This is a genomic window from Rhodococcus sp. OK302 (assembly GCF_002245895.1).
Classification (GTDB): domain Bacteria; phylum Actinomycetota; class Actinomycetes; order Mycobacteriales; family Mycobacteriaceae; genus Rhodococcus_F.
The window spans coordinates 2952386-2978144 of record NZ_NPJZ01000001.1 but is presented as its reverse complement, the minus strand read 5'-3'; the positions used below and the strand labels follow the sequence as shown (position 1 = coordinate 2978144).

The following is a 25759-nucleotide window of genomic DNA, read 5'->3' as shown; positions in this document are numbered from 1 at the left end:
AGCCTAGAACACGACACCGGATAGGCTCATGCCCCGTGCGCGCACTGCTGATCGTCAATCCCAATGCCACCTCGACCACTGCTGCCGGTCGAGACCTCCTGGCTCACGCCCTCGAAAGCCGGGTGCGACTCACTGTGGAGCACACGACTCACCGTGGGCATGCTGCCGAACTGGCTCGGCAAGCGCATGAAGACGGCTTCGGATGTGTGATCGTGCACGGCGGCGACGGCACCGTCAACGAAGTGGTCAACGGACTTCTCGGTTCTCCGAACCCCGCGTCGATGAAAGCTGTGCCCATCGGTCCCATCCCGACCGTCGCGGTTGTTCCGGGTGGATCCGCCAATGTTTTTGCCCGCTCGCTCGGCATCGCCGCCGACCCCGTCGATGCCACCAACCAACTCATCGACCTGCTCTCCGAACGGACGCATCGGCGCATCGGTCTCGCCCACGCCGACAACCGCTGGTTCACGTTCAATGCCGGAATGGGTCTCGACGCCGACGTCTGCGAGGCCGTCGACGCAAGTCGTAAGAACGGCGATCCGGCAACCCCGGCTCGATACGTACGAACTGCAATTGCCTCCTTCTTCCGCTCGAAGCGAGCGGAACCCGCACTGACCGTCCGGCTTCCGGATCAGGACCCGATTGCGGGCGTCCACTACGCATTTGTCTCCAACTCGAGCCCGTGGACCTATCTCGACTCCCGTCCCGTACACACCAATCCCGGAACAACTTTCGACTCCGGACTCGGCCTCTTTGCTATGACGAGCACCAAAGTCCTTCCGTCCCTACGGGTTGTCCGGCAGCTGCTCGCTCGTGGCGCGGAGCCCAAATCGAAAGTCCTTGTCCGCACCGACAACGTCCCGCATATCACCATCGAATCGTCGCGGCCGATCGGTTTACAGATGGACGGCGATTACATCGGACTTCGCCACACTGTCGAATTTACCGCCGTACCGGATGCGCTCGAGGTGTACGCACCACTCCCGGAGTGATTCACAGAACTCCACTGACCTGCAAGAACAGTCGATTTTTGTCGGCGCCCGCAGGTAAAATCCGGATGGCGGCAAGGTAGCCAGGCGGTACGTCAACAATTAGTGAGTTGGCACACGAACCTGTCCAAATCTATTGACATACCGTGAGTTCGTGAAAGCATTCACAAGTAACAGTGCGGAAACATTGAATACGCACACACAAACTCATTGGTACCAAACGGTGTATTCACACCCAGCTTAAGGAGCGAAAAGGATGGACTGGCGCCACAACGCAATCTGTCGCGACGAGGATCCCGAACTGTTTTTCCCCGTGGGAAACAGCGGACCGGCCCTCGCCCAGATTGCCGATGCCAAGGTTGTCTGCAACCGCTGCCCCGTCACCGCTGAATGCTTGTCCTGGGCTCTCGAGTCCGGTCAAGATGCAGGCGTGTGGGGCGGAATGAGCGAAGACGAGCGTCGCGCACTCAAGCGTCGCAACGCACGGACTCGTGCACGCACTTCTGTCTAGGTAAGAACCGAAACGTTCTTCACCCCGACGTTCGACGCGGTGCGTAGGCAGCCCCTGCCACCGCTCGAAGACGACAGCCCGGCACACCATGGTGCCGGGCTTTTTGTCTGCCCGAAAACTCTTTCGATCGATGAATCAGTAACGCGCACTCCGCTGACCACGTCAGTAACGCGCACTCCTCCGTCCGAGTGGTACGCGCAATACCGCGTCGGTACCCCCGCCACTGCCCGGATGCAATCCCAGGGAGCCACCCAACTCCGCTCCCAGCAGAGTTCGCACGATCTGCAGGCCCAGGCGGTCGGACTTCTCGAGATTGAATCCCGCCGGCAACCCCCGGCCGTTGTCGTGAATGATCACGTCGAGCCACCGCGCCGATCGCTCGGCACTGAGCGTCACCGTGCCCTCCATACCCGGATCGAAAGCGTGCTCGATTGCGTTCTGCACCAACTCCGTCAACACCATCACCAGTGGTGTCGCACGTTCGGCAGAAAAGACTCCGAAGCTCCCCTCACGCCGAATCGTCACGGGTGCACCGACTCCCGCCACGTCGGAAAGCATCGGAACCAACCGGTCGATTACCTCGTCGAGGTTGACTTCTTCGTCCACCGACATCGACAACGTGTCATGTACCAACGCAATGGAACTGACGCGTCGGACCGATTCGGTCAACGCCTGTCGTGCTTCGTCGTTGCTGGTGCGACGAGCCTGCAAACGCAGGAGTGCCGCAACGGTCTGCAGATTGTTCTTCACTCGATGGTGAATCTCGCGAATTGTTGCGTCCTTGCTGAGCAATGCCCGATCGCGACGCTTCACTTCGGTGACATCGCGAACAACGACAGCGGCACCCACATGTTGACCGCCCGGCTTGAGAACCAATGCACGCAGCAGCACCGTGGCACCGCGCGCTTCGATCTCCATCCGTCGACCAGGCTTGTCCGCCAACGTATCTCGAATGTATCCGGCTACTTCCTGAGATTCGAACGGGTCCGTAACCAACACTCGCGTCACCGCGGCGAGATCCTGACCGACCAGATCCGAACTCAAGCCCATCCGGTGATACGCGGACAACGCATTCGGGCTCGCGTACACAACCGTGCCCTCAGTGTCGAGCCTGATGAAACCGTCGCCGGCACGTGGACTGGAGTTGGTGTCCGAACGCGACTCACGAATCGGAAACGTACCGTCGCTGATCATCTGGCACAGGTCCGCCGCGCAATCGAGGTACGCCACTTCCAACGGACTCTGCGCACGCTGATTCGACAGGTTGGTATCGCGGCTGAGTGCGGCGATGACGCGACCGTCCAACCGCACCGGCACGGCTTCACGGCGCGGCGGCATACCCTCACGCCAGTCGACGTCTTCGGCTCGGACAACACGCCCTTCGATCAACGCACGTAGCACCTGAGGGTGCTCCGACTCCGACACGACAGTCCCGACGGCATCTTCCGGGAAAGCCGTCGACGCCGTCGTCGGGCGACAATGCGCAACACAGATGATCGAACCGGCCGACTCGGATTCCTCGGATTCGGTGGCGACCCACAACAGGACGTCCGCGAAGGACAGATCCGCCAGAAGTTGCCATTCGCCGACTATGCGCTGAAGGTGATCGACTGCCGCACCGGGCAGGTCGGTGTGTTCGGCCAGCAGGTCACTGAGTGTAGACATCGCTGCGCTTAGGAGATCACTGCGATCAGGTCACCCTGCTGAATGACGTCGCCTACCTTGACGCCCACGGTGGTGACTGTCCCCGGAACTTCTGCCAAGACCGGGATTTCCATCTTCATGGACTCGAGGATGACCAAGGTGTCACCGTCGGCCACCACGTCTCCTTCGCTCACGACCACCTGGTAGACCGTCGAAACCATCTCGGCGCGCACGTCTTCTGCCATCGTGAACCTCACTTCGTCTTAAAACCAGTGGTATCGCGTCGCCGGAACACCCGATCGACCTGCCAATGGAACCACACCCGCGAGGGCGTGAAAGAATGATGCGAAAGAAACAGAAGGGAGACCAATCATGGGTAAGCGCGGTCGTAAGAAGCGTAGCCGTAAGGGCAACAAAGCAAACCATGGCAAGCGTCCAAACGCCTGACATGTAATGCAGCAAACGACAAGGGTGGGGAAGCAATTACGCTTCCCCACCCTTTGTCGTTATGCCCTACTCAGACGCCCACTGACCGACTAATTGTCTGTTTCGGTAGTCGTTATGACGATGGTGCGCCGCAACTCGATGGTGAGCCGCTGACGCAGGCTTTCGGGTGCGTGGTCACCGCCGCACTTGCGGCTGATCAAGCTCTTGACCTTCTCCTCGATCCCGTAGGCCGCGAGGCAGGATCCGCAATCGTCGATGTGCCGCTGCAGACGCGCCCGACTGGCGTCGTCGCACTCACCGTCGAGCATCAACCACACGTCAGCGATAACTGCCGAGCAGTCGAGCCGTTCGAATTCGTCCTGCGTGCTCATCGAGTGACACCTTCCGCCTCGGCAGCGGCATCCGTGCTCGAGACACTGGTGCCGCCGCGGTTGAATCCGCGTTCCTTCGCGACATCGGCGAGCAATCCGCGCAACTGCTTCCGCCCACGATGCAGCCGTGACATCACTGTTCCGATCGGCGTGCCCATGATCTCTGCGATTTCCTTGTACGGGAATCCTTCGACATCGGCGTAGTACACCGCCATCCGGAATTCTTCGGGAAGTGCCTGCAGCGCCGCTTTGATGTCGTCGTCGGGAAGCGCGTCGAGAGCCTCGACCTCGGCCGAACGCAGACCGGCGGAGGTGTGCTCCGCCGTGGCAGCCAATTGCCAGTCGGTGATTTCGTCGGTCGGATACTGCGCCGGCTGGCGCTGCTTCTTCCGGTACGAGTTGATGTAGGTATTGGTGAGAATCCGGTACAGCCACGCCTTGAGGTTGGTTCCGTCACGGAACGAACGAAAAGCGGTGTACGCCTTGACGTATGTCTCCTGAACCAGATCCTCGGCATCAGCAGGATTGCGCGTCATGCGCAGCGCAGCACCGTACAACTGATCGAGCAGAGGCAACGCGTCGCGCTCGAAACGCGCGATCAACTCGTCCTGGCTTTCGGGCGTTTCGGATACCGCAGCGTCAGAAGGTTCGCTGACCTCTGGCTGTTCATCCTTGGGCCGGTCGTGTTCCAGCACTCTGATCCCTTCGCTCGCCGTAGGGATCAAGGTTACCGCCAACACAAGTTCCGACCTATGGGCCGGTAGTGGCTCCTGCACAGCCAGCACGGTCGCTCCTTCGATAGTCCAGGGTGATCAACCAGTACCAACACAGCTCGTCCCGACTCTGTTCCCGCGTGAGTCAGCGCCCACATAGAGTGTCCGAATGGCCGGAACCGCGACCCCTGCGACCACACTCCTCGAGAAGACGAAGACGCCACACCACATCCACAGCTACGACCACGATCCTCGCGCCGAATCGTTCGGCGACGAAGCCGTGGCAGCGCTCGCGTCGTCAACCGGCGTCGAAGCTGCGCAGATCTTCAAGACCCTGGTCATCAAACTCGATACCGGCAAACTTGCAGTCGCGGTGCTACCGGTCCCGGCCAAGTTGTCCCTGAAAGCCGCTGCCGGCGCACTCGGCGCGAGCAAAGCCGTCATGGCAGAACGCGCCGACGCCGAACGCTCGAGCGGCTACGTCTTCGGCGGCATTTCCCCCTTGGGTCAACGCAAGAAGCTGCCGACCGTCATCGATTCCTCCGCACTGAGCTGGGATCGAGTTCTGTGCAGCGCTGGTCGACGCGGACTCGAAATCGAGCTTGCTCCACACGATCTCGGCAATCTCAGCGAAGCAGTTTTCGCGGAGATCACCGCCGGCTGACACTCGAGATCCACTCGTTTTGCCCCATTCCCACTAAACGGGCAGTACGGTCTGAAATCATGCGGACAACACGACGAACAGCGTTTGCCCTCCTGACAGCGACTGCGGCACTGACCGTTTCACTGACTGCCTGCGGAAGTTCCGACACTTCGGCGAAGGAAGTCACCGTCGTCGGGACCGGCGAGGTTCGCGGGGCTCCGGACATCTTGACCGCCGTCATCGGTGTCGACGTCGGTGCGCCCGACGTCAGCGGCGCGGTGTCACAATCGAACGAGAAAGCGCGCGCGATGATCGACGCAATGGTCGCTGCGGGCGTGGCTACCGACGATATCCGGACGAGCGATCTGTCCATCCAACCGCAGTACGACGCAGGCGGCGTAAACCTGACGGGCTACCGCGCAATCAATTCGGTCCGGATTATCGTCCGTGATCTGGGCAAAGCATCGGGCGTACTGGACGCGGGAATTGCCGCCGGCGGCAATGCGGCCCGTCTGAATACCGTCGCCTTCGACATCGACGACGATTCCAAACTCCTTGCCGATGCTCGCACCCGCGCTTTCGAGGACGCGAAGACCCGAGCCGAGCAGTACGCGGACCTGTCCGGCACATCGCTGTCGAACGTCGTCACCATCACGGAAGCTCACAACACCACGGGTAACCAGAACATGGACACCAATTCCATGATGCGGAGCCCCAGCGCCTACGACATGGTTCTCGCTCCCGGCACCCAACAGGTGTCCTTCGAGGTCACTATTACCTGGGCGCTGAGCTAAAGCAGGCTGATCTGCTCTCCGGCACGGTCGACGTCCGGCTCGATCAACTCGCGTCCGTTGTTCTTGACGCTGTTGACCAGGGGCCGGACTCGATCGATCTCGATTCCGGAAAACAGATCGGGAATCGGTTCGAGTAGCGCCGGGTCTGCGCCGTGATCCGGGTCGAGCCACGCTGCCCAGCGATCACGCGGCAGGGCCAGCGGCATCCGGTCGTGGACCTGTTCGAGGTGGCCGAGCGAATCGACGGTGACAATCGAGCAGCTCAGGACCGGATCCGCATTCTCAGCGGCCGGATTCCGCCATGCCGACCACACCCCGGCCATGAACAGCCTCGATCCGTCCCCGGGGTGCATGTAGTACGGAATCTTTGCGACCTTCTTGCCGCCCTGCGGTTCGGTCTGCCACTCGTACCAGCCGTCCATCGGAACCAGGCATCGTTTGTATTTGAATGCCGTCCGAAAAGCCGGCTTCTCGGCCAGTGAATCGGCCCGCGCATTGAACAGCACCGGGCCCTTGCCGAGTTCCTTGGTCCAGGACGGCACCAAACCCCACCGCATCTGCCGTATCCGCTTGACTGCATCACTGTCGGGATTGTCCCGGTCATGACGCTCGACGACGGTCAGCACCGTGGTCGTGGGAGCGACATTGAAGTCCGCCGACGCCTCCGACGAATGGTCCGTCTCGTCGAGCGCATCAAGTTCGACAGCCAAGCTCGCCGGGTCCGCTGTGGTCGCATACCTTCCGCACATGACACCCAGAGTGGCACGGTTTCGACCATTCCCCCACTGATAAGAGAAGATGGACCCTGTGAGTCTGAGTCTGTGGAGCGCCCCTCTAGCCCAAACGCCGATCGACGCAGTGGTGACGCTGCCCGGATCGAAGTCCATCACCAATCGAGCCCTGATTCTGGCGGCTCTGGCGGACGGTCCGTCCACGCTCACCGGCGCTCTCCGCAGCCGTGATGCGGACCTCATGATCGCAGCGCTGCGTGATCTCGGTATCGGTATCGAAGAAGCGGGCAGCCCCAGCACCTTGCGCATCACTCCCGGACCGCTCCGCGGCGGAGACGTCGACTGCGGGCTCGCCGGCACGGTCATGCGTTTCCTCCCGCCCCTGGCCTCCATGGCCGACGGCGTCGTTCGCTTCGACGGCGACGAGCAGGCCCGGACGCGGCCGCTCGACACCATCCTCGAGGCACTGCGCGGATTGGGCGCACAGATCGAGGGCGACGCCCTCCCCTTCACCGTGACCGGCACCGGTTCTCTGCGCGGCGGAACCGTCACGATCGACGCTTCCGGTTCCTCACAGTTCGTCTCCGGACTACTGCTCTCCGCTGCCGCATTCGAGGAAGGCGTCACCGTTCAGCACAGCGGCAAGCCTGTCCCGTCGATGCCGCACATCGACATGACCACCTCGATGCTCCGCGAGGCGGGCGTGTCCGTCACGACCCCGGCCACCGGCGGCGAGGCTGACACCTGGCGTGTCGAACCCGGACCCGTGCGCGCAGTCGACTGGGCCATCGAACCCGACTTGTCCAATGCCACACCGTTCTTGGCGGCAGCAGCAGTTACCGGCGGAACCGTCAGTGTTCCACTGTGGCCGTCGTCGACCACTCAGCCCGGCGATGCGATCCGCGAGATCCTCATCTCGATGGGAGCCGACGTCACTCTTGCCGACGGCATCCTGACAGTGCGGGGCCCGGAAACGTTGCGCGGCATCGACATCGATCTGCACGACGTCGGCGAACTCACCCCGACGGTTGCGGCGCTCGCAGCACTCGCCGAGGGAACGTCTCACCTCCGCGGCATCGCCCACCTTCGCGGCCACGAGACGGATCGCCTGGCCGCACTCGCCGACGAGATCAACAAGTTGGGCGGTTCCGTCACCGAAACCGAGGACGGACTGACCATCGTTCCTGCGAAACTTCATGGTGGACAATGGCTCTCGTACGCAGACCACCGCATGGCCACGGCCGGCGCCATCATCGGCCTGGTGGTCGACGGCGTCGAAGTGGATGACGTCGCGACAACAGCAAAAACGCTGCCGGGCTTCGAGGGCATGTGGACCGACATGCTCGATCACTCCGCACGTAAGGCAAGCTTCTGAGTAAGCGGCAGTACGACGAGTCCGACGTCCGGGTCCGCCCCGGCCGCGGATCACGCCCCCGTACCAAGACTCGCCCCGAGCATCTGTCCGCCGAATCGGGGATGGTGGTCTCCAAGGATCGCGGCCGCTGGGGTTGTGTCCTGGGCGGTGACCCCAACCGACTGATCGTGACGATGCGTGCCCGCGAACTGGGCCGCACACCGATCGTCGTCGGCGATCAGGTTGACATCGTCGGCGATCTGTCCGGAAAAACCGATACCCTCGCTCGGATCATCCGAGTCTCCGAGCGCTCGACGGTACTCCGCCGCACCGCCGACGACACCGACCCCTTCGAACGGATCGTGGTCGCCAACGCACAGCAGCTGCTGATCGTGGTGGCCCTGGCTGATCCGCCGCCGCGCACCGGCTTTGTCGAACGCGCACTGGTCGCGGCGTACGTGGGCGGCCTGACGCCCATCGTGTGTCTGACCAAGAGCGACCTCGAACCACCGGAAGAATTTGCCAGTACGTTTTCCGATCTCGATATCCAGGTTGTTGTTGCCGGCCGCGACGATCCGCTCGACGAACTCACCGCAATCTTGAACAACAAGCTGACGGCACTGATCGGCCACTCGGGCGTCGGCAAATCGACGCTGGTGAATCGTCTTGTCCCCGATGCGAATCGAGCAGTCGGCATCGTCTCCGGCGTCGGCAAAGGTCGTCACACGTCGACGCAGTCGGTGGCACTCCCCCTGGCCGGTGGCGGTTGGGTGATCGACACACCGGGCATCCGCTCGTTCGGTCTCGCCCACATCTCCCCCGAGAATGTGGTGGCGGCGTTCTCCGACCTTGCAGCACAGATCGAAGACTGCCCCCGAGGGTGCACGCACCTCGGACCCCCGGCCGACCCCGAGTGCAAGCTCGATCTACTCGAGGGAAAATCCGCCCGGCGAGTTATCGCGGTGCGCCAACTCCTCGAGGCGATCAAGTCCAACGACCAATACTGAAAAAACAGCCCGACATCGCCTTGTGCGATGTCGGGCTGTTTTCTTCGGATTGTGAAGCGGATCAGCGCAGGCCGAGCAGGCTCCGCAGCTTTCCGCCCTTACGCTTACGGGCGATGGCACTCTTGAGGCCACTGGCGCGGCCGGTGACCGGATCGACCGTCAACGTGGCGTTGCCCTCGAACATCAACTCCGACGCCGTTTCCGGAGCGTTGTCGACGGTGTCCTTGAGGTACTTGTTGGGCAGTGAGAGCTTGGCGATGGTGCGCCACGACTTGCCGTACTGCACGAGGAAAGGCCCCGTGGTGTACGGCAGGTCGTACTTGTCCGTGAGCTCACGAACCTTGACCGCGATGTCCTTGTAGCGATTACTCGGCAGGTCCGGGAACAGGTGATGCTCGATCTGGTAGCTGAGGTTGCCGGACATGAAGTCCATGGCCTTGCCGCCGTCGATGTTTGCGCTGCCGAGCATCTGACGCAGGTACCACTGCGCCTGCGACTCGCCGTCGATGTCTGCCTTGGTGAACTTCTCGGCACCGTCCGGGAAGTGTCCACAGAAGATGATCGCGTTGGTCCACAGGTTACGAATGATGTTGGCGGTGAAGTTGGCACTGAGAGTGCTCTTCCATGCCGGGCCGGTCAGTGCCGGGTAGACGACGTAATCCTTGACCAGCTGCTTGCCGATCTTCTCGCCCACCTCACGCAACTTACGACGCGTGTCCTCCATGTCGGTGCGACCCTTGGCCGCCTTGCCGAGCTCGAGGTGCTGAGCCGCGATACCCCACTCGAAGAAAAGAGCCAGGAGCGTGTTGTAGGCGATGTTGCCGGCATTGAAGGGCTTCCACCGCTGGTCACGCGTGACACGGAGCAGTCCGTATCCGACGTCGTCGTCCATGCCCAACACGTTGGTGTACTTGTGGTGCAGGAAGTTGTGCGTCTGCTTCCAGTGCGCGGACGGGCCGTTGACGTCCCATTCCCACGAGCTGGAGTGGATCTCCGGATCGTTCATCCAGTCCCACTGACCGTGCATCACGTTGTGGCCGAGTTCCATGTTCTCGATGATCTTGGCAACGCCGAGAACGCCGGCACCGAGCAACCAGGCCGGCCGCTTGCGGCTGGCGAAGAGGATCGCGCGACCGCTGACCTCGAGGGAACGCTGCAACCGAATCACGTTGCGCACGTAGCGCGCATCCTTCTCGCCGCGCGAATCTTCTATGTCGCGGCGGATCGCATCGAGTTCACGACCGAGCGCTTCGACGTCAGCTTCGGTGAGATGCGCATATTCCTTGACATCGGCAATCGCCATCGGAAGGCCTCCTGGCAGTAAGTTCGGCTACAACGAGCAAGTTCATATCGAACGAAATCGACACGACCTACTGTAGCGTAAGTTACGGCACCGTAGGTTAGGTTTTTCCCGATGTAATCTATATCACTTTTTGCGCTTGGGCATGCGAGAACGCGCTTGCGACTTCAGAGCCGTCAGCAGTCCGACGCGCTTTCCCGTCACCGGGTCCGTGCGTAGATCTTCGACCATTGCCATTGCCGCGTCCTTGAATCCCGACTCGCGAAAGCGGAGCTCCGACGACGTCTCGGGCGCACGGTCCGACGTCGCGATCAACCACGTGTCCGGCAGGGCCAGCTTGTGAATGGTGCGCAAAGCCAGCAGGTACTGCTTGAACAACGAACCGGTTGTGTACGGGAGATCGAACTTCTCACACAGTGCCCGCATCTTCACGGCAATCTCCGGATAGCGATTGCTCGGCAGATCCGGGAAGACATGGTGTTCGATCTGGTAACTCAGATTGCCGCTCATCAATCCCATGAGCTTGCCGGAGTTGAAGTTCGCACTGCCGAGCATCTGACGCAGGTACCACTCGTGACGAGTTTCCTGTTCGAACTCGGCAACCGTGAACTTCTCGGCGCCGTCAGGGAAATGGCCGCAGAAGATCACGACATACGCCCACAGATTGCGGACCAGGTTGGCAGTCGCGTTGGCAGTGAGAGTCGACTTCCATGCCGGCCCCGTCAGCGCCGGAAACAGTACAAAATCCTTGCCGACCTGATGGAAGATCTTGCGCGCGAAGTCTTTGTTCGCCTGCGAGTTCAACTGCCCCTTCGCGGAGCCTTCCAACTTGGACGCCGCCGTGAGGTCATGCAGGGCGATGCCCCATTCGAACGTCGCCGCCAGAATCACGTTGGCAACGGGCTGCAGAAGGTTGATCGGCTTCCACGGCTCGTCCCGCGTCATCCGCAAGATTCCGAAACCCAGATCGTCGTCCATACCGACGACGTTGGTGTACGTGTGATGCTGATAGTTGTGAGCACGCTTCCAGTGCTCCGACGGCCCCGTCTGATCCCACTCCCACGAGCACGAGTGGATCTCCGGATCGTTCATCCAGTCCCACTGCCCGTGCATCACGTTGTGCCCGAGTTCCATGTTCTCGATGATCTTGGACAAGCTCAGCAAAGCTGTACCGGCCAACCACGCCGGTCGATACCTGCTCCCGAACAGCGCCATCCGGCCGCCCAGCTCCAACGCTCGCTGGACCCGGATGACCCGACGAATATAGCGAGCGTCCCGAATTCCTCGGGAGTCTTCGATATCGAGTCGAATCTGATCAAGTTCACGCCCGAGCGCTTCGACGTCAGCTGCAGTGAGGTGCGAAAACTCTTTGATGTCGGTGATTGCCACCGTGGTCCTCCGGGTGCCTAGAAGCTATGCGTCAAGCGTACAGTCGCCCGCGGCGGCTGAGATGCACGTTTGTATACGTTCACCTTCGACGTGCTGTTTTCCCGAACGCAGATCGATCGCATGGCCGGAAACGAGCGGCACGACGCACGTTTGGCAGATACCCATTCTGCAACCGAAAGGCATCAGGGCACCGGACTTCTCACCGGCCTCCAGGAGGGTCGTCGCACCGTCGACGGTGATGGTCTTGCCCGACTTCTCGAACGTGACCGTTCCACCGTCGGCTTCGGCGTCGATACGGGAGACCGCAAATCGCTCCATATGGAGGCGGTCGTCGATCCCCTCCGCCTTCCAGACGTCCTCGATCTCGTCGAGCAACGGCAACGGACCGCACGCCCACGTCTGGCGTTCACGCCAGTCCGGGCACACTTGATCGAGCGAACTCAGCTTGAACTTTCCGTCGCGGCGAGTGAGCTGAACCTTGCTGACAAAATCCTCGTGCTCGGCATGGAGGGCCGTCAGTTCATCGGCGAACATGACATCGGACTCCGTCGGAGCGGAGTGAATGTGCATGACGTCAGGCAACTGCCCACGACGGTTCATGGTGCGCAGCATGCCCATGACCGGCGTGATCCCACTGCCGGCGGTGATGAACAGAATCTTCTCCGGCGGCGGGTCCGGCAACGCGAAGTTGCCCGACGGCGTTGCGAGACGGACGATCGTGCCCGACGGGACAGCGCCACCGACGAGGTGACTCGACAGGAATCCCTCGGGCATCGCCTTGACCGCGATGGAGATCTTCTTGTTTTCCCAGTTGGGCGGGGACGTCAGGGAGTACGACCGCCAGTGCCAGCGGCCGTCGACATGCAAGCCGATACCGATGTACTGGCCCGGCTGGTAATTGAAGTCGAATCCCCAACCCGGCTTGATCACGATAGTGGCCGAATCCTGGGTTTCCGGGCGCACCTCGACGATGCGGCCGCGCAATTCCCGGGCCGACCACAGCGGATTTGCCAGGTGAAGGTAATCGTCGGGCAGGAGAGGCGTCGTCAACCGCGCCGCTGCACCGCGCAGCAGATTGAGCTTCGACCGCGCTGCCGGAACTACCGACGCTGCCGGTGCCTCGATCCAGTCCTTCAGACCCATCAGACCTGCCACCTCTCGCTTAGAGATCCCACCGAAATCACTGCCTACGGTACCGTAGGTTACCAGGTTACGGTACCGTAGGTTACTCCAAAGTAGTAAATTTCAGAGCAGGTCGAGCAAGAACGGCAATTCCTGCACCGCGTACCACGCCAATTCGTGGTCTTCCGCGTCACCGAGAGTGAACTCGGCATCGGCGTCGCCGAGATCCGCCGCATCGACAATTCCGGCAGCACGCTCGATGTCCGGTTCGGCCTGGGCGAGGTCAACGTGCACCGATGCCACCTGCGCCATTGTGACCGGACCAGCCAACCGCACCACCGCGTCGTCGAGATCCGGACGCAACTTCACGTCCTCGACGTCAGCCGCAACCACCGCTCGACGGAACGTCACGTCCCCCTCGGTGCCGGCGATCAAACGCAACGACGCCCGCGCTGCCTCACCCATCGCGACCTCGGCCAACTCGTCGTCGTCACCCGCCGCATAGGCCTCACGCAGCGCCGGAGTGACGGCAAACGCCGTTCGACTCATCGGGTCGAACTCCTGATCGGCCACCAACCGCTGCAAGATTTCCACGGTTGCCGGTACGTACACCCTCATGAGACCACCTTCATCGAAAGACGACGCCGAGAAATACCACTCACCGACTGGCGTCAGTCAACTCCTCGAGAGACTCGAAGATCAACGAACGCACCACGTCGACGTCCGACATCGCGTCACGGTCGGCATTCAAACCGTAGTAGACGTTGCCGTCATAGGACGTCAGGGCAATGCTGAGTGTCTGATTTTTCAGCAACGGCGACACCGGATACATATCCTCCATCCGCGCTCCACCGAGGTAGAGAGGGAACTGTGGACCCGGCGCATTCGTGATCATGAGGTTGAACATTCGCTGCGACAGATTGCCGGCCGCGCGTGAACTCATCGCGTGCAACGTTGCCGGCGCAAACCCGGACATCCGCACCAAGGTCTGAGCCGTCACCCGCCGGCCCTGACGAGCAAACGCCTCAGTCGCATGAGCAACATGCGACAACCGGACCACCGCATTGGGCTCACCGACCGGCAGGTCGACCAAGAACGACGACACATGACCCGGCGCCTGCGGATCCGGAGCGTCAGGATTGTTCGGTCCATCGGTGTACACCGACATCGGCACCATCGCGCGAACGATACTTGCCTCGGTAACCGGCTCACCGCGCGAGAGCAGCCAATTCCGAAGTGCACCAGCGATAACCGTCAAGATCACGTCGTTGATCTCGCACCCGTACTTCGCCCGGATCCGGCGATAGTCGTTGAGCGACGTCTTGGCCACGGCCAGTCGACGGTTACGGGAAATGGGCGCATTCAACGGACTGCTGGGGGCCACCTGGGCAGCCGTACGCACCACTGCCGCGACCTTCCCCAAGGCACTGACCGCCTCCGTCATCGACGTCGTCATGTCGCCCAACGCGGCCCGTGCCCGGGCCACCCCTTCGCCCGGACTGGTCACCAGGTCAGCGACCGCACCAACAAGCAACTTCAGATCACTCGGCGGCAGAGCGGGCATCCATAATTCCTCGGCGCCGGGCAGGCGGATCTCCTGTTGATCGAAGAGAACCTGGCTGATCTCGAGTGCGGACTCTCCGTCGACCAAAGCGGAATGCGACTTCGTGAAAATCGCGAATCTATCGTCGGACAAGCCCTCGACCAGGTACATCTCCCACAGTGGCCGAGTATTGTCCAACGGCCGAGAAATCAGCCGGGCAATCAGATCGTTCAACTGCTCCGCAGTTCCAGGCTTGGGTAGCGCTGACCGGCGTACGTGATAAGTGATGTCGAAATCGCGATCATCGACCCACACGGGGCGCGCCAATCCCAGCACTACCTCGCGTACCTTCTGCCGGTACCGCGGCACCAGGCTCAGTCGCTCCTCGACCAGTCGCAACAACTCGGAATGATCGATCCCGGTCCCCGACTGACGGAAAACACCCAGAGAACCCACGTGCATGGGTGTGCTCCCGGCTTCGAGAAAATAGAACGCCGCGTCCTGCGTCGTCAATCGATTCACCACGGCTGATCCAATCCAAGCAGTATCGACAATTCCTCGATCGTCGTCTCGGGATCGACATGATGGACCCCGACCATGCCGACGGCCACAGCGCCCCGGACGTTCACGGCCAGATCGTCGACGAACACGCACAGTTCGGGCGGAAGACCCAGCCGCCGCGCGGCCAGGTGGTAGATCGCGGCATCCGGCTTGGCCATCTCCACATCACCGGACAACACGACATCGTCCACGAGCACTCCGTCGCCGAGATCCCGCAACCACGCAGCACTCGATCCCCCCGGATCATTGCTCACAATCCCCGTCGCGATACCCGCGCTCCGGGCCCGGCGCACAAGCGCACTCAAGCCGTCCAAGTCCGACCCCGGACCGAACAGCACTCCACCCACGTCCAACAGAAGTCCCCGCACGCGATTCACATTAGGTGGCCAGGGTGATCCCTGCGACAACACCGGCCGATTAGTGTCATACTTCTCACCATCGCTCAGGGGAGCGACCATGTCTGGGGGGACAAACAGGTGAACAGCATCGAGATCGACTACAGCTCGCACGGGTTTCTTCGGCCTGCACCGCGCAGCGAACCAGCCGCTGATTCCGTCACGATCAGGCGTCCGTCGGCGCGAACCGAACGGGTACTGGGCAGCCCACGCAAGACGCCGCACAACGGCACTTCCGGCACCGACGCCGCACCGTCTCGCACCTCATCATCTCGGCCCGCAAGTACCGACACAGTCACTGCGGACCCCGTTGCACCCGGCGCCGACATCTTCTGGAACACGTCGTTGCGCCTCGTACTCGAAGTGCTCGATCAACGACGAAACCCCCGGCACCTCAAAGCTCTACTATCCCCCACCGTCCTGGAACTCGTACGGCGCCTTGCCATTTCAGATAATCCGACCCGCGACCTCGGCACCGCCCGAACCCACCGGACTCACGTGCACGCAGCCTCACCGAGCGCAGCCGAAGTGTGCGCCACCTATCAACGCGGCAACCGAACCTTTGCCATCGCGGCCAGAATCGAGAACACAAACGCAGAAGGCTGGATAGTCACCGCACTACACGTGGTGTGACTATCCAGCCTTCCGAAAATCGGTTTCCGGCAATCAGTTTCCGGCAATCAGTTTCCGGAAATCAGCGCTTCCGCTTGGACTTCGGCGCCTTGGTGCTCTTCGACTCGGTGCGTGCGGCCTCGCGACGCTCACGGCGCGAAACTCCATCACCGGAATCATCTGCCGCGTCCCGCGTGGCCTTTGCCTTACCGTCCTCGTCGGGACCGGAGTACGTCAGCCGCGACGGACCGGTGTCGTCGAGTCCCTTTGCGCGCAACGCCGACGGCGCTGCCGTGCCATTGGAACCCGCCGCATTTTCCTGCGTCGGCAAGGGCTTCGGTGCGGTCGCCGATGCCGCTGCAGCACTGCCGGCCGTGACTGAAATACCGGTGGACGGCTGCGCCGGAGCAGCTTCGACCTGCAAGTTGAAGAGGAATCCCACGGACTCCTCCTTCAAACCGTCGAGCATGCCGATGAACATGTCGTAACCCTCACGCTGGTACTCGACCAACGGGTCACGCTGCGCCATCGCACGCAGGCCGATGCCTTCCTTCAGGTAATCCATCTCGTAGAGGTGCTCACGCCACTTGCGGTCCAGCACGGACAGGAAGACCCGGCGCTCGAGCTCGCGCATACCGTTCTCGCCGGCGATCGCGTCGATATCGGCTTCGCGCTTCTTGTACGCCGCATGAGCGTCCTCGAGCAGCGCGGTTCGCAGGTCGTCACGGCTGAGATCACTGTTGATCCCGGCGCCGTCCTCCCCGGCCAGCTTCTTGTGGTCGATCCCGACCGGGTACAGCGTCTTGAGGGCCGTCCACAGCTGTTCGAGATCCCAGTCCTCGACGTAACCCTCGGCCGTGGCACCGTCGACGTACGCAGTGACCACGTCCGTGATCATCTGCTCGACCTGACCCTCCATGTCCTCACCTTCGAGGATCTGGCGACGTTCCTTGTAGATGACGGTGCGCTGCTGGTTCATGACCTCGTCGTACTTGAGGACATTTTTACGGATCTCGAAGTTCTGCTGCTCGACCTGAGTCTGCGCGCTCTTGATCGCCTTGGAGACCATCTTCGCTTCGATCGGAACGTCGTCGGGCAGGTTGAGACGCGTCATGATCGACTCGAGCGCAGAACCGTTGAAGCGGCGCATGAGCTCGTCACCGAGGGAGAGGTAGAACCGGGATTCGCCCGGGTCGCCCTGGCGACCGGAACGACCACGAAGCTGGTTGTCGATACGACGCGATTCATGGCGCTCGGTGCCCAGCACGTAGAGACCACCGGCAGCGCGCACCTTCTCCGCGTCTTCCTTGACGTCGGTCTTGACCTTGACCAAGATGTCGTCCCACGCCGCCTCGTATTCTTCCGGCGTGGTGACCGGGTCGAGGCCCTGGCTACGGAGCGCGATGTCGGCGATGATGTCCGGGTTACCGCCCAGCACAACGTCCGTACCGCGACCAGCCATGTTGGTGGCAACCGTCACCGCGCCGGATCGACCGGCCTCGGCGATGATGGTCGCTTCCTTCTCGTGGAACTTGGCGTTGAGAACGTTGTGCGCCACACCGCGCTTGGTGAACTGCTTGGACAGGTACTCCGAGCGCTCGACGCTGGTGGTACCGATCAGAACCGGCTGACCGTTCTCGTGCCGTTCCACGACGTCGTCGACAACTGCGTCGAACTTGGCTTCCTCGGTCTTGTAGATGAGGTCGCCGTTGTCGACACGAATCATCGGACGGTTGGTCGGAATGGGGATCACGCCGAGGGTGTACGTCTGGTGCAGCTCAGCTGCCTCGGTCTCGGCGGTACCGGTCATGCCGGACAGTTTTTCGTAGAGCCGGAAGTAGTTCTGCAGGGTGATCGTGGCGAGAGTCTGGTTCTCGGCCTTGATCTCGACCTTTTCCTTGGCCTCGATGGCCTGGTGCATGCCCTCGTTGTATCGACGACCGACCAACACGCGACCGGTGAACTCGTCGACGATGATGACCTCACCGTCGCGGACGATGTAGTCCTTGTCCTTGTTGTAGAGCTCTTTCGCCTTGATGGCGTTGTTGAGGTAACTCACCAGCGGCGAGTTGGCAGCCTCGTACAGATTGTCGATGCCGAGCTGATCCTCGACCAGTTCGACGCCGGCTTCGTGCACACCGATCGTGCGCTTGCGGATGTCCACCTCGTAGTGGACGTCCTTCTTCAGCAGCGGCGCGATACGCGCGAACTCGCTGTACCACTTGCTCGAACCGTCGGCGGGGCCGGAGATGATCAGCGGGGTACGGGCCTCGTCGATGAGAATCGAGTCGACCTCGTCGACGATGGCAAACGCGTGGCCACGCTGGACCAGATCGTCCAGCGAGTGTGTCATGTTGTCGCGGAGGTAGTCGAAACCGAACTCGTTGTTGGTGCCGTAGGTGATGTCGCAGGCGTACGCGACCCGACGTTCGGCCGGCGTCATGCCGGACAGGATCACGCTGGTCTCGAGTCCGAGTGAGCGGTGGACACGGCCCATCCACTCGGAGTCACGCTTGGCGAGGTAATCGTTGACTGTGACGACGTGGACGCCGTCACCGGCGATCGCGTTGAGATACGCGGGCAGCACACAGGTCAGGGTCTTGCCCTCACCGGTCTTCATTTCCGCGACGTTGCCGAAGTGCAGGGCCGCTCCACCCATGATCTGCACGTGGAAGTGCTTCTGATCGATCACGCGCCACGACGCTTCACGCGCCACGGCGAATGCCTCGGGGAGCAACTCGTCGAGGGTCTCGCCAGCGGCATAGCGCTCGCGGAATTCGACGGTCTTGGCCTTGAGTTGATCATCTGTCAGGCCCTCTACCTCGGGCGACAGCGATTCGACATGGTCAGCAATGTGCTTGAGTCGCTTGACCATGCGACCTTCACCAACACGGAGCAGCTTCGATAGCGACAGCGACGGCACAGTCTTGTTCGTCCTCAATCTTCGGCAACAAATGGGCTACACAGTGAAATCCGGCCGAAGTCCGAAAACCCCGGCCGGATTCCATGGTAGGCGCTAAGGCCGAGTTGCGAGGCAACCCACCTATAGATCGGTCATGTCAGGCGTATCAACCCGTAGTCGAACGCATGCCGACGGTAGACGACGGACGGTTTATCCGACTCCTTGTCGTGGAAGAGGAAGAAGTCGTGTCCGACCAATTCCATCTCGTACAACGCATCGTCGATCAGCATCGGTTCAGCCGGGTGGTCCTTCACTCGCACTACCTGGCCGGGACCGTCGTAGGCCTCGAGTTCCTGGCCGTTGAGCGAGATATCCGTCTCCATCGTCGGCGCGGTTTCGAGTGCGAGCGGCGCCGTCGCTTCGGAAACCGAAACCGGGCGCTTGTCGCCGTAGCTGACGCGCTTACGGCCCTTGGTGCGCCTTAGTCGATTCTCGAGTTTCGCGATGACAGCCTCGAACGCCGCGTAGAAGCTGTCGGCAGAGGCTTCTGCTCGCGCTACGGGACCTTTGCCTCGGGCCGTGATCTCGACGCGCTGAGCGGTCTTCGACTGCCGCGGGTTGCGCTCATGTTGGAGTTCGACGTTGAAACGAAAGATGGAGGGGTCGAAGTGTTCGAGTCGCGCCAGTTTGTCCGAGACATAAACTCGGAAGTGATCGGGTATCTCGACGTTGCGTCCGGTCAGGACGATGTCGGATTTCGGAACGGCGGATTTTTCGGAACGCTCGGTGGTGGCGTCCTCGATGAAAAACGAGGCTTGCGAAGGGGTCGTCACTCGTACCTCCCAATTACGGCTCCGCCCAAAGTTGGGCGGCAGCAGGTGTTTCAAGTACCGAGAGGGGATCCGCCCGGCACCAGGATTGAAGTACCACCTCCCACCTGTATTTTCGGGTGTGTCGCCGACGCTAGTACGTAATTCGCGCGAGTGCCACTGTTCGCCTGAAATTCATTCAAACGCCCGCAACAACGAGTGCGAAGGTTGTCCGGATTCCGTGTTGGCCGAGCACCCGAATCGACTCTGCCGCAGTCGCTCCCGTCGTCAGAACATCGTCGAGAAGGACCACGTCGACGTCTCTGCCCGCCAGCTCGTCCAATGCCACCGTGACCGAGATCCCTCCCGCCACATTGGTAGCTCGGTCCGCGGCCGACAGCCCTACCGAATCCCGGACGCCACGTGACATGACCAAACCCGACCGAACCTCGCCGCAGTCCGTCGGCAGGGCACCGACCGCTGCGCGCGCGATCTTTCGGACCGGATCTCCACCTCGAGAACGCGCGGCCCGCGAGCGCGACGGCGCCGGAATCAGAACCACGGGCCGCTCGGAATCGAAATCAAGCTCACCCCACCGGTTGAGACACGTCATCGCAGCCGCCACCGCAGCTCCCAGAGGCCCGACGAGGTCTCGTCGGCCACGTTCCTTCATCTCGATCACGCTGCGGCGCCTCGGGCCGCTGTAGCGCCCGAGCGCCCACGCCGGCACCCCGGGATCGACTCTCGGAGTCAGTCGGATCGGATGGTCCCGAAGCTCGCCGGCACACGTGTCGCACCACTGCTCGCCTGGCCTGCCGCACCCCCCACATTCTCGTGGCAGGACAAGATCGAGCGCCGCACCGCCCAGTTTTCCCAGATCACGAAACGCGAATTCCCCCATGGACGGGAAGTCTGAGGCACGGCACCGACAGATGCCCGCCGACCATTCAGCCGGGCAGTACCGGAATTGCCTTCTGCCCCGTCAAGCCCGGCACTTCACGCCACAACCGGTCGCCGGCCGGATCGTTGTTGTTCAACTGGAACACTGCCCGGGCGTCGGCAACGTACTCGGTGGTCGGTGAAGCATCCACGGATACCACCGGCGCTGTGAGATTGCCTCGGGGCAACGAGTCCATTCGGGAACCGTCGATCGCGACCTGTACAACGGGAACGTCAGAATTGTTGCGCGCAATCACAACGGTGTCACTGTTGCTCCAGTCCAATGCGAGCGCAGAACTGCCCAGACCCGGAGCCACTGCCCGCGGGCTGGTGAGTGCAAACACACCACTCGGCATCCTCACCACGACCGCTAGGTACACCTTGCCGTCGATGATCATCGCCGCCCGCACTCCGTCTCGTGAAAGCCTGAGTTCGGTGATGTTCGAACCCAACGGAATCAAGGCGCCCACATCCACATTCGTCACGGATGCGCGGCCGGTAGTGGGTTCGCGCACCACACGAACCACGGTATTGCCGTTGACTGCCACCCAGATCGCATTGTTGTCCAATTCCCACGTCGGCCGCGTAATGGCCGGCGCTTCGAGCACCGGCACCCCGCCCTCGGTGTAGGGCCCGAGCGCCAACGAGAACCGCGTCGCGGGATCGGGTTTTGCCGTATCGGCGACGGCGGCGACGGTCTTGCCGTCCCGGGACAAGGACGCCGACACCAGATTTCCGGCGTTCCCGGCGAACCCGGGTACGGGAATCACGCCTTGCTCGGTGACACTGACCAGAGACCCACCGAGCAGCGCGTGCAGCCCGACCGTGGCACCGGCAGTGGCGAGCGGGTTCGTGGACGCCACATCGGCCGTCGTCCATCCGTCCGGATGGGCCGCGTCGAGCGGCTGCCCGCCCACCAGCAGAACGTACGGACCGGAGATGTCGGCACCGGCCAACGTCCAGATGATCTGCGACGCAAACAATCCGCGGGTCGCATCATCCATCGAGCGATCGGCCGGATCCTCCGGATCGATCCGGAAATCGATCCGGACGCCGCCGAGACCGACACCGACCTGACCTGTTCTGCCGTCAGCCTTCGTTATCGGTCCGATCACGGACACCCCGGAACCGAGTTCGTTGCGGACTGCGGCGGCGAGCTCCAACTTGGGTCCGTCGATCAACAAGCCGACCAACTGGGACGCCATCTGATCCTGAGACCCCGAAACCCACCGCAGATCCGGAACCATGGTCTGCCCGCTCGGATCGGGGAAGTACAACGACTTTCGTTGATACGCACCGAGGAACGCCGGTTTCTCCATGATCACACCGGACGGGAGATCACTGATCCGCCACTGGCCGTCGACCAGTGTCAGCGTCATCTTGGATTCGTAACTTCCCTCTTCCGAAACGTACACACCGCCGGGTTCGAGGCGTCCGACCTTGTTCCCCCGAATCGTGTAGACGGCTTCCTTGTCGGTTCGCGATTCGGAGAGCGTGTCGACTCGGTCGACGATGGTCGCGCTGGCCGCGTCATCCCATTTTGCCGACATCGCGGGAGCCAGGTACTGCCGCGCCGCAAGATGCCGATTCGATGGATCGGTGCTGGCTTTCGCGAAGTCCCGCAACAACAAATCGGGCTCGCGGCCCTCGGCCGGAGGAGCGATCGACGTTCCCGGCGCCACTGTGGCAAGGGTCCCGATCGCCTGCGGTGACGACGAGTCAGGCAGGCTCGCACACGCCCCGGTCAACAGAACCGCGCTCAGCATCACTGCGAGCACACCGCGGCGAAGATGATTTTTCATGAACGCTCGCCGCCTTGCGAACCGCTTCGAGAGTCCTGCTCGTGGGGAGTGGGAACGGACGAGGTGACGTCGCCGACCTCTTCTGCGACGATCTCTTCTGCGACCATGTCCGCTGCAGAGGGTGACCTCACGAACTTGGTTGTGGTCGGCTTCAAGGGAAGTGGACTGGACACCAGTTTCTTTCCCCGCACCCGAGGCAACGTCAGACGGAAACACGCTCCGACGCCGGGCTCGCCCCACGCCTCCAGTTTGCCCTCGTGCAGATTCGCGTCCTCGACGCTGATTGCCAAGCCGAGTCCGGTACCGCCACTGCGGCGTACCCGCGACGGATCGGATCGCCAGAACCGGTTGAACACAAGTTTCTCTTCACCCGGACGCAATCCGACGCCGCTGTCTCGAACGATGAAGGCCACGGCATTGTCGTCGGCGCGCAAGCGGAGCAGGATGGGTTTCCCTTCACCGTGATCGATGGCGTTGGCCAGTAGATTCCGCAGCACTCGTTCCACTCGTCGCGGATCGACGTCGGCGATGACCGGCTCGTCCGGCATATCCACGATCAGCTCGGTGCCGGATTCACGGGCGAGATGGCGGACCGTGGACACCGCGGCACGCGCACACATTCTGACGTCGAGCTGTTCGGACGCAAGTTCCGCGACACCGGCGTCGTGACGGGAAATCTCGAGCAGATCGGCCAACAGCCCCTCGAACCGATCAAGTTCTGCAACAAGCAGTTCCGACGACCGACGAAGGATCGGATCGAGGCTTTCGCTGCCGTCGTGGATGAGGTCGGCGGCCATCCGAACCGTCGTCAGCGGAGTGCGCAGTTCGTGACTGACATCCGAAGTGAAGCGTTTCTGCAGATTGCCGAACTCCTCGAGTTGCGTGATCTGCTTCGAAAGAGACTCCGCCATTTCGTTGAAAGACATTGCGAGACGAGCCATGTCGTCTTCACCACGAACCGGCATCCGCTCCTTGAGTCGGCCGTCGGCAAACCGCACGGCAATCCGCGACGCCGATCGAATGGGCAACACAACCTGTCTGGCGACCAGTAGCGAAATCGCTGCCAGGAGGACCAGCAGAACTGCGCCACCGATCAACAGCGTGCTGCGCACCAGCGAGAGACTGCGGTCCTCACTTGCGAGCGGAAACACGAGATACAACTCGAGATTGGAGATCGACGACGCCGTCGGACTTCCGATGATCAACGCCGGGCCCGAGTAACCGCCAGGATTCGCGACTGTCGCGAATTGGTACGCGATCTGACCGTTCTGGACGAACTCACGTAGGTTCGCGGGAATCTGTTCGGCCGGGCCGGCAGAAGTCGGTTGCCGCGGCCCGCCACCTTGCACGATGAGAACCGGATCGAACGTACCCGCAGAACCAGATGCCTGACCGGCAGGTTGATTGCGACTGGTCAAACTCGACGCCGCGCTCTCGAGTTGCGCTTCGAGATTGCCGTCGGCACCGGCCACTTGATCTTCGACGATCCCCCGCGCGCGATCCATCTCCTCCGTCGCCGCAGTGATCTTCGCTTCGAGAAGCCTGTCGGTGATCTGGCTGGTGAGAACAACACCCAGAATGACGATGACGATCAACGACAACGACAGCGTCGAGACGACCACTCTCAACTGAAGCGAGCGTCGCCACGTGTGAGCGAGGGTGTTACTCAGCGAGTGACACCACCGCAGAAATGGCGTCAGCCACCGATTAAGGCGGCGACGCCATCGAGAGACACCGCTCACGGCGGTCCGGCCTTGTAGCCGACACCCCTCACCGTCAGAACCACTTCGGGATTCTCGGGATCAGTTTCGACCTTGGCGCGCAGACGCTGAACGTGGATGTTCACGAGCCGGGTGTCGGCAGCGTGGCGGTAACCCCACACCTGTTCCAGGAGGACCTCGCGGGTGAACACCTGACGCGGTTTCCGGGCGAGTGCGACCAACAGGTCGAATTCGAGTGGGGTGAGCGAGATCTGTTCACCGCCGCGGCTGACTTTGTGTGCCGGTACGTCGATGACGACGTCGGCAATGCTGAGCAGCTCGGCAGGCTCGTCCTCGGTGCGTCGTAGTCTCGCTCGAACGCGGGCGACCAGTTCCTTGGGCTTGAACGGCTTCATGATGTAGTCGTCGGCCCCGGACTCGAGGCCCAGCACGACGTCGACGGTGTCGGTCTTGGCGGTGAGCATCACGATCGGAACACCGGAATCCGCCCGCAGGACCCGACAGACGTCGATACCGTTCATGCCCGGAAGCATGAGGTCGAGCAGAACGAGGTCGGGGCGAGTCTCACGCACTGCTGCGAGCGCCAGGGTTCCATCGCCTACAACGTAGGGATCGAATCCCTCACCACGCAGCACAATCGTGAGCATCTCGGCGAGTGCCGTGTCGTCGTCGACAACCAGAATCCTTGGTTTCATGTCCCTATCGTTGCATCTTCGAGTGGTGAATCTGTCTGTTACGTGACTGTGCGGCGTGCCGCGCGTTTCCCTCTACTGTGCCGGAAACTTCCGATTCACGCTCTGATCGCGATTCATCGCGTGAAATCGGCCAGTTTTCGAGCGAGATCGGAGGGGTCCGTGTCGGGGCCGATGACCCACCACGGCGACACCCATTCGGTTGCGGCCAGCTGTGAGTAGAGCGCGCCCGTCCGGATTTGCAGCTCCCCGTCACGCTCGTAGGCATCGCGCTCGCGGGTGGCATCCTCAGCCTCACGGCCGCGGGCTCGCTCCTCCGCCAGCGCTACCGGAACATCGAGGTACAACTGAAGGTCAGGCGCCGGCAGTCCCAGCCGGTTCAGTTCCACATCACGTACCCACTCGACCATTTCACCGTCGACGCCCTGATGCATCCGGGCCGCGTTATACGCCGCGTTGGACGCCACGTAGCGGTCGAGCAGGACAATGTCGTTGGCGTTCAACAATTCCGAGATCTGCGATGAAGCACCGGCCCGGTCCAGAGCGAACAGCACTGCCATCGCATTCACCGAAGCAGCGAGGTCACCGTGGGCACCCTTGAGCGCCTCGGCAGCAAGGTCAGCATGGATGGATTGCCCGTAACGGGGAAAATCGAGGGTCGCTATCGAAGTGCCGGTCCGCCTGAGCTCGTCGACGACCTTGCCGATCAACGTCCGCTTGCCGGCTCCGTCGAGCCCTTCCAACGCCACAAGAATTCCCACGCCGAAA

At 61.9% G+C, this 25759-nt stretch carries 26 protein-coding genes; 8 read left to right on the top strand and 18 right to left on the bottom strand.

What is annotated here, in order from left to right; genetic code table 11:
- The first annotated feature begins 35 nt into the window (after positions 1-35).
- Together BDB13_RS13675 and BDB13_RS13670 are read left to right on the top strand one after the other, a co-directional pair.
- Positions 36-992 carry a diacylglycerol/lipid kinase family protein gene (locus BDB13_RS13675; RefSeq protein WP_094272122.1) on the top strand — a complete coding sequence of 319 codons (957 nt, stop codon included), beginning with the start codon at positions 36-38 and terminating at the stop codon, positions 990-992.
- Positions 993-1245: 253 nt separating this feature from the next.
- Complete coding sequence (locus BDB13_RS13670; protein WP_003940950.1) at positions 1246-1500, top strand: WhiB family transcriptional regulator; 255 nt, start codon at positions 1246-1248, stop codon at positions 1498-1500.
- Between the two features lie 162 nt (positions 1501-1662).
- Here BDB13_RS13670 and BDB13_RS13665 read toward each other — a convergent pair whose 3' ends face one another.
- Both BDB13_RS13665 and BDB13_RS13660 read right to left on the bottom strand, forming a co-directional pair.
- Entirely contained in the window at positions 1663-3165 is a 1503-nt protein-coding gene (locus BDB13_RS13665) for a sensor histidine kinase (protein WP_094272121.1), read from the bottom strand.
- 8 nt (positions 3166-3173) lie between these two features.
- Positions 3174-3389, bottom strand: a complete 216-nt coding sequence (locus tag BDB13_RS13660) for a biotin/lipoyl-binding carrier protein (RefSeq protein WP_007731208.1) — start codon at positions 3387-3389, stop codon at positions 3174-3176.
- A 127-nt stretch (positions 3390-3516) separates the two neighbouring features.
- On the opposite strand from BDB13_RS13660, the gene BDB13_RS33800 reads away from it, so the two are divergent.
- On the top strand, positions 3517-3591 hold the full coding sequence (locus tag BDB13_RS33800) for a 50S ribosomal protein bL37 (RefSeq protein ID WP_095413260.1): 75 nt from the start codon (positions 3517-3519) through the stop codon (positions 3589-3591).
- An 89-nt stretch (positions 3592-3680) separates the two neighbouring features.
- On the opposite strand, the gene rsrA is transcribed toward BDB13_RS33800, so the two are convergent.
- Complete coding sequence (rsrA, locus tag BDB13_RS13655) at positions 3681-3962, bottom strand: mycothiol system anti-sigma-R factor (RefSeq protein ID WP_094272120.1); 282 nt, start codon at positions 3960-3962, stop codon at positions 3681-3683.
- Positions 3959-4702, bottom strand: a complete 744-nt coding sequence (locus tag BDB13_RS13650; protein ID WP_441347232.1) for a sigma-70 family RNA polymerase sigma factor — start codon at positions 4700-4702, stop codon at positions 3959-3961. The genes rsrA and BDB13_RS13650 overlap by 4 nt, the downstream gene beginning before the upstream one ends.
- Before the next feature lie 142 nt (positions 4703-4844).
- Between BDB13_RS13650 and ybaK the strand changes: the two genes are divergently transcribed.
- On the top strand, positions 4845-5339 hold the full coding sequence (gene ybaK / locus BDB13_RS13645; protein WP_094272118.1) for a Cys-tRNA(Pro) deacylase: 495 nt from the start codon (positions 4845-4847) through the stop codon (positions 5337-5339).
- Between the two features lie 59 nt (positions 5340-5398).
- Positions 5399-6112, top strand: a complete 714-nt coding sequence (locus BDB13_RS13640; RefSeq protein ID WP_094272117.1) for an SIMPL domain-containing protein — start codon at positions 5399-5401, stop codon at positions 6110-6112.
- On the opposite strand, the gene BDB13_RS13635 is transcribed toward BDB13_RS13640, so the two are convergent.
- The gene (locus tag BDB13_RS13635; RefSeq protein WP_094272116.1) at positions 6109-6861 is read right to left on the bottom strand and encodes an SOS response-associated peptidase; all 753 of its coding nucleotides are present in this window, start codon (positions 6859-6861) and stop codon (positions 6109-6111) included. The genes BDB13_RS13640 and BDB13_RS13635 overlap by 4 nt on opposite strands.
- Positions 6862-6910: 49 nt before the next feature.
- Here BDB13_RS13635 and aroA point away from each other — a divergent pair, with 49 nt between their 5' ends.
- Together aroA and rsgA are read left to right on the top strand one after the other, a co-directional pair.
- On the top strand, positions 6911-8218 hold the full coding sequence (gene aroA / locus BDB13_RS13630) for a 3-phosphoshikimate 1-carboxyvinyltransferase (protein ID WP_094272115.1): 1308 nt from the start codon (positions 6911-6913) through the stop codon (positions 8216-8218).
- A complete protein-coding gene (gene rsgA, locus BDB13_RS13625; RefSeq protein WP_094272114.1) occupies positions 8215-9204 on the top strand; it encodes a ribosome small subunit-dependent GTPase A in 990 nt (329 codons plus the stop codon). Before aroA ends, rsgA begins: the two co-directional genes overlap by 4 nt.
- 61 nt (positions 9205-9265) lie before the next feature.
- Here the strand turns inward: rsgA and BDB13_RS13620 are convergent, their stop codons facing one another.
- The 6 genes from BDB13_RS13620 to BDB13_RS13595 form a co-directional block, all read right to left on the bottom strand.
- Complete coding sequence (locus BDB13_RS13620; protein WP_094272113.1) at positions 9266-10507, bottom strand: fatty acid desaturase family protein; 1242 nt, start codon at positions 10505-10507, stop codon at positions 9266-9268.
- A gap of 123 nt (positions 10508-10630) precedes the next feature.
- Complete coding sequence (locus tag BDB13_RS13615; RefSeq protein WP_094272112.1) at positions 10631-11893, bottom strand: fatty acid desaturase family protein; 1263 nt, start codon at positions 11891-11893, stop codon at positions 10631-10633.
- A 24-nt stretch (positions 11894-11917) separates the two neighbouring features.
- On the bottom strand, positions 11918-13036 hold the full coding sequence (locus BDB13_RS13610; RefSeq protein WP_094272111.1) for a ferredoxin reductase: 1119 nt from the start codon (positions 13034-13036) through the stop codon (positions 11918-11920).
- Between the two features lie 102 nt (positions 13037-13138).
- Positions 13139-13633: a DUF6912 family protein gene (locus tag BDB13_RS13605; protein ID WP_094272110.1), complete on the bottom strand. Its 495-nt coding sequence runs from the start codon at positions 13631-13633 to the stop codon at positions 13139-13141.
- Positions 13634-13673: 40 nt separating this feature from the next.
- Positions 13674-15083, bottom strand: coding sequence for a WS/DGAT/MGAT family O-acyltransferase (locus BDB13_RS13600; RefSeq protein ID WP_094272109.1), 1410 nt, complete (start codon positions 15081-15083; stop codon positions 13674-13676).
- On the bottom strand, positions 15077-15487 hold the full coding sequence (locus BDB13_RS13595) for an HAD-IA family hydrolase (RefSeq protein ID WP_094272108.1): 411 nt from the start codon (positions 15485-15487) through the stop codon (positions 15077-15079). Before BDB13_RS13595 ends, BDB13_RS13600 begins: the two co-directional genes overlap by 7 nt.
- A gap of 108 nt (positions 15488-15595) precedes the next feature.
- Here BDB13_RS13595 and BDB13_RS13590 point away from each other — a divergent pair, with 108 nt between their 5' ends.
- Positions 15596-16147: an Rv3235 family protein gene (locus BDB13_RS13590; RefSeq protein WP_254922812.1), complete on the top strand. Its 552-nt coding sequence runs from the start codon at positions 15596-15598 to the stop codon at positions 16145-16147.
- Positions 16148-16208: 61 nt separating this feature from the next.
- On the opposite strand, the gene secA is transcribed toward BDB13_RS13590, so the two are convergent.
- The 7 genes from secA to BDB13_RS13555 all read right to left on the bottom strand — a co-directional run bounded on the left by secA (position 16209) and on the right by BDB13_RS13555 (position 25752).
- Complete coding sequence (gene secA, locus BDB13_RS13585; protein WP_094272106.1) at positions 16209-19049, bottom strand: preprotein translocase subunit SecA; 2841 nt, start codon at positions 19047-19049, stop codon at positions 16209-16211.
- Positions 19050-19180: 131 nt separating this feature from the next.
- A complete protein-coding gene (gene hpf, locus BDB13_RS13580) occupies positions 19181-19861 on the bottom strand; it encodes a ribosome hibernation-promoting factor, HPF/YfiA family (protein ID WP_094272105.1) in 681 nt (226 codons plus the stop codon).
- Positions 19862-20036: 175 nt separating this feature from the next.
- Positions 20037-20738: a ComF family protein gene (locus BDB13_RS13575; protein ID WP_176459576.1), complete on the bottom strand. Its 702-nt coding sequence runs from the start codon at positions 20736-20738 to the stop codon at positions 20037-20039.
- 46 nt (positions 20739-20784) lie between these two features.
- On the bottom strand, positions 20785-22578 hold the full coding sequence (gene lpqB, locus BDB13_RS13570) for an MtrAB system accessory lipoprotein LpqB (protein WP_094272104.1): 1794 nt from the start codon (positions 22576-22578) through the stop codon (positions 20785-20787).
- Positions 22575-24320 carry an MtrAB system histidine kinase MtrB gene (gene mtrB / locus BDB13_RS13565; RefSeq protein WP_094272103.1) on the bottom strand — a complete coding sequence of 582 codons (1746 nt, stop codon included), beginning with the start codon at positions 24318-24320 and terminating at the stop codon, positions 22575-22577. The genes lpqB and mtrB overlap by 4 nt, the downstream gene beginning before the upstream one ends.
- Positions 24317-24994, bottom strand: a complete 678-nt coding sequence (gene mtrA / locus BDB13_RS13560) for an MtrAB system response regulator MtrA (RefSeq protein ID WP_094272102.1) — start codon at positions 24992-24994, stop codon at positions 24317-24319. Before mtrA ends, mtrB begins: the two co-directional genes overlap by 4 nt.
- Positions 24995-25107: 113 nt before the next feature.
- Complete coding sequence (locus BDB13_RS13555; protein ID WP_094272101.1) at positions 25108-25752, bottom strand: dTMP kinase; 645 nt, start codon at positions 25750-25752, stop codon at positions 25108-25110.
- Between the last annotated feature and the right edge of the window lie 7 nt (positions 25753-25759).

What these genes read in the sequence shown, in the direction of transcription:
- BDB13_RS13670 (WP_003940950.1), top strand. Translation starts at nt 1,246, where the DNA reads ATGGACTGGCGCCACAACGCAATCTGTCGCGACGAGGATCCCGAACTG.
- BDB13_RS13665 (WP_094272121.1), bottom strand. Translation starts at nt 3,165, where the DNA reads ATGTCTACACTCAGTGACCTGCTGGCCGAACACACCGACCTGCCCGGT.
- BDB13_RS13660 (WP_007731208.1), bottom strand. Translation starts at nt 3,389, where the DNA reads ATGGCAGAAGACGTGCGCGCCGAGATGGTTTCGACGGTCTACCAGGTG.
- rsrA (WP_094272120.1), bottom strand. Translation starts at nt 3,962, where the DNA reads ATGAGCACGCAGGACGAATTCGAACGGCTCGACTGCTCGGCAGTTATC.
- ybaK (WP_094272118.1), top strand. Translation starts at nt 4,845, where the DNA reads ATGGCCGGAACCGCGACCCCTGCGACCACACTCCTCGAGAAGACGAAG.
- BDB13_RS13640 (WP_094272117.1), top strand. Translation starts at nt 5,399, where the DNA reads ATGCGGACAACACGACGAACAGCGTTTGCCCTCCTGACAGCGACTGCG.
- BDB13_RS13635 (WP_094272116.1), bottom strand. Translation starts at nt 6,861, where the DNA reads ATGTGCGGAAGGTATGCGACCACAGCGGACCCGGCGAGCTTGGCTGTC.
- aroA (WP_094272115.1), top strand. Translation starts at nt 6,911, where the DNA reads ATGGACCCTGTGAGTCTGAGTCTGTGGAGCGCCCCTCTAGCCCAAACG.
- BDB13_RS13620 (WP_094272113.1), bottom strand. Translation starts at nt 10,507, where the DNA reads ATGGCGATTGCCGATGTCAAGGAATATGCGCATCTCACCGAAGCTGAC.
- BDB13_RS13610 (WP_094272111.1), bottom strand. Translation starts at nt 13,036, where the DNA reads ATGGGTCTGAAGGACTGGATCGAGGCACCGGCAGCGTCGGTAGTTCCG.
- BDB13_RS13605 (WP_094272110.1), bottom strand. Translation starts at nt 13,633, where the DNA reads ATGAGGGTGTACGTACCGGCAACCGTGGAAATCTTGCAGCGGTTGGTG.
- BDB13_RS13575 (WP_176459576.1), bottom strand. Translation starts at nt 20,738, where the DNA reads ATGGGGGAATTCGCGTTTCGTGATCTGGGAAAACTGGGCGGTGCGGCG.
- lpqB (WP_094272104.1), bottom strand. Translation starts at nt 22,578, where the DNA reads ATGAAAAATCATCTTCGCCGCGGTGTGCTCGCAGTGATGCTGAGCGCG.
- mtrA (WP_094272102.1), bottom strand. Translation starts at nt 24,994, where the DNA reads ATGAAACCAAGGATTCTGGTTGTCGACGACGACACGGCACTCGCCGAG.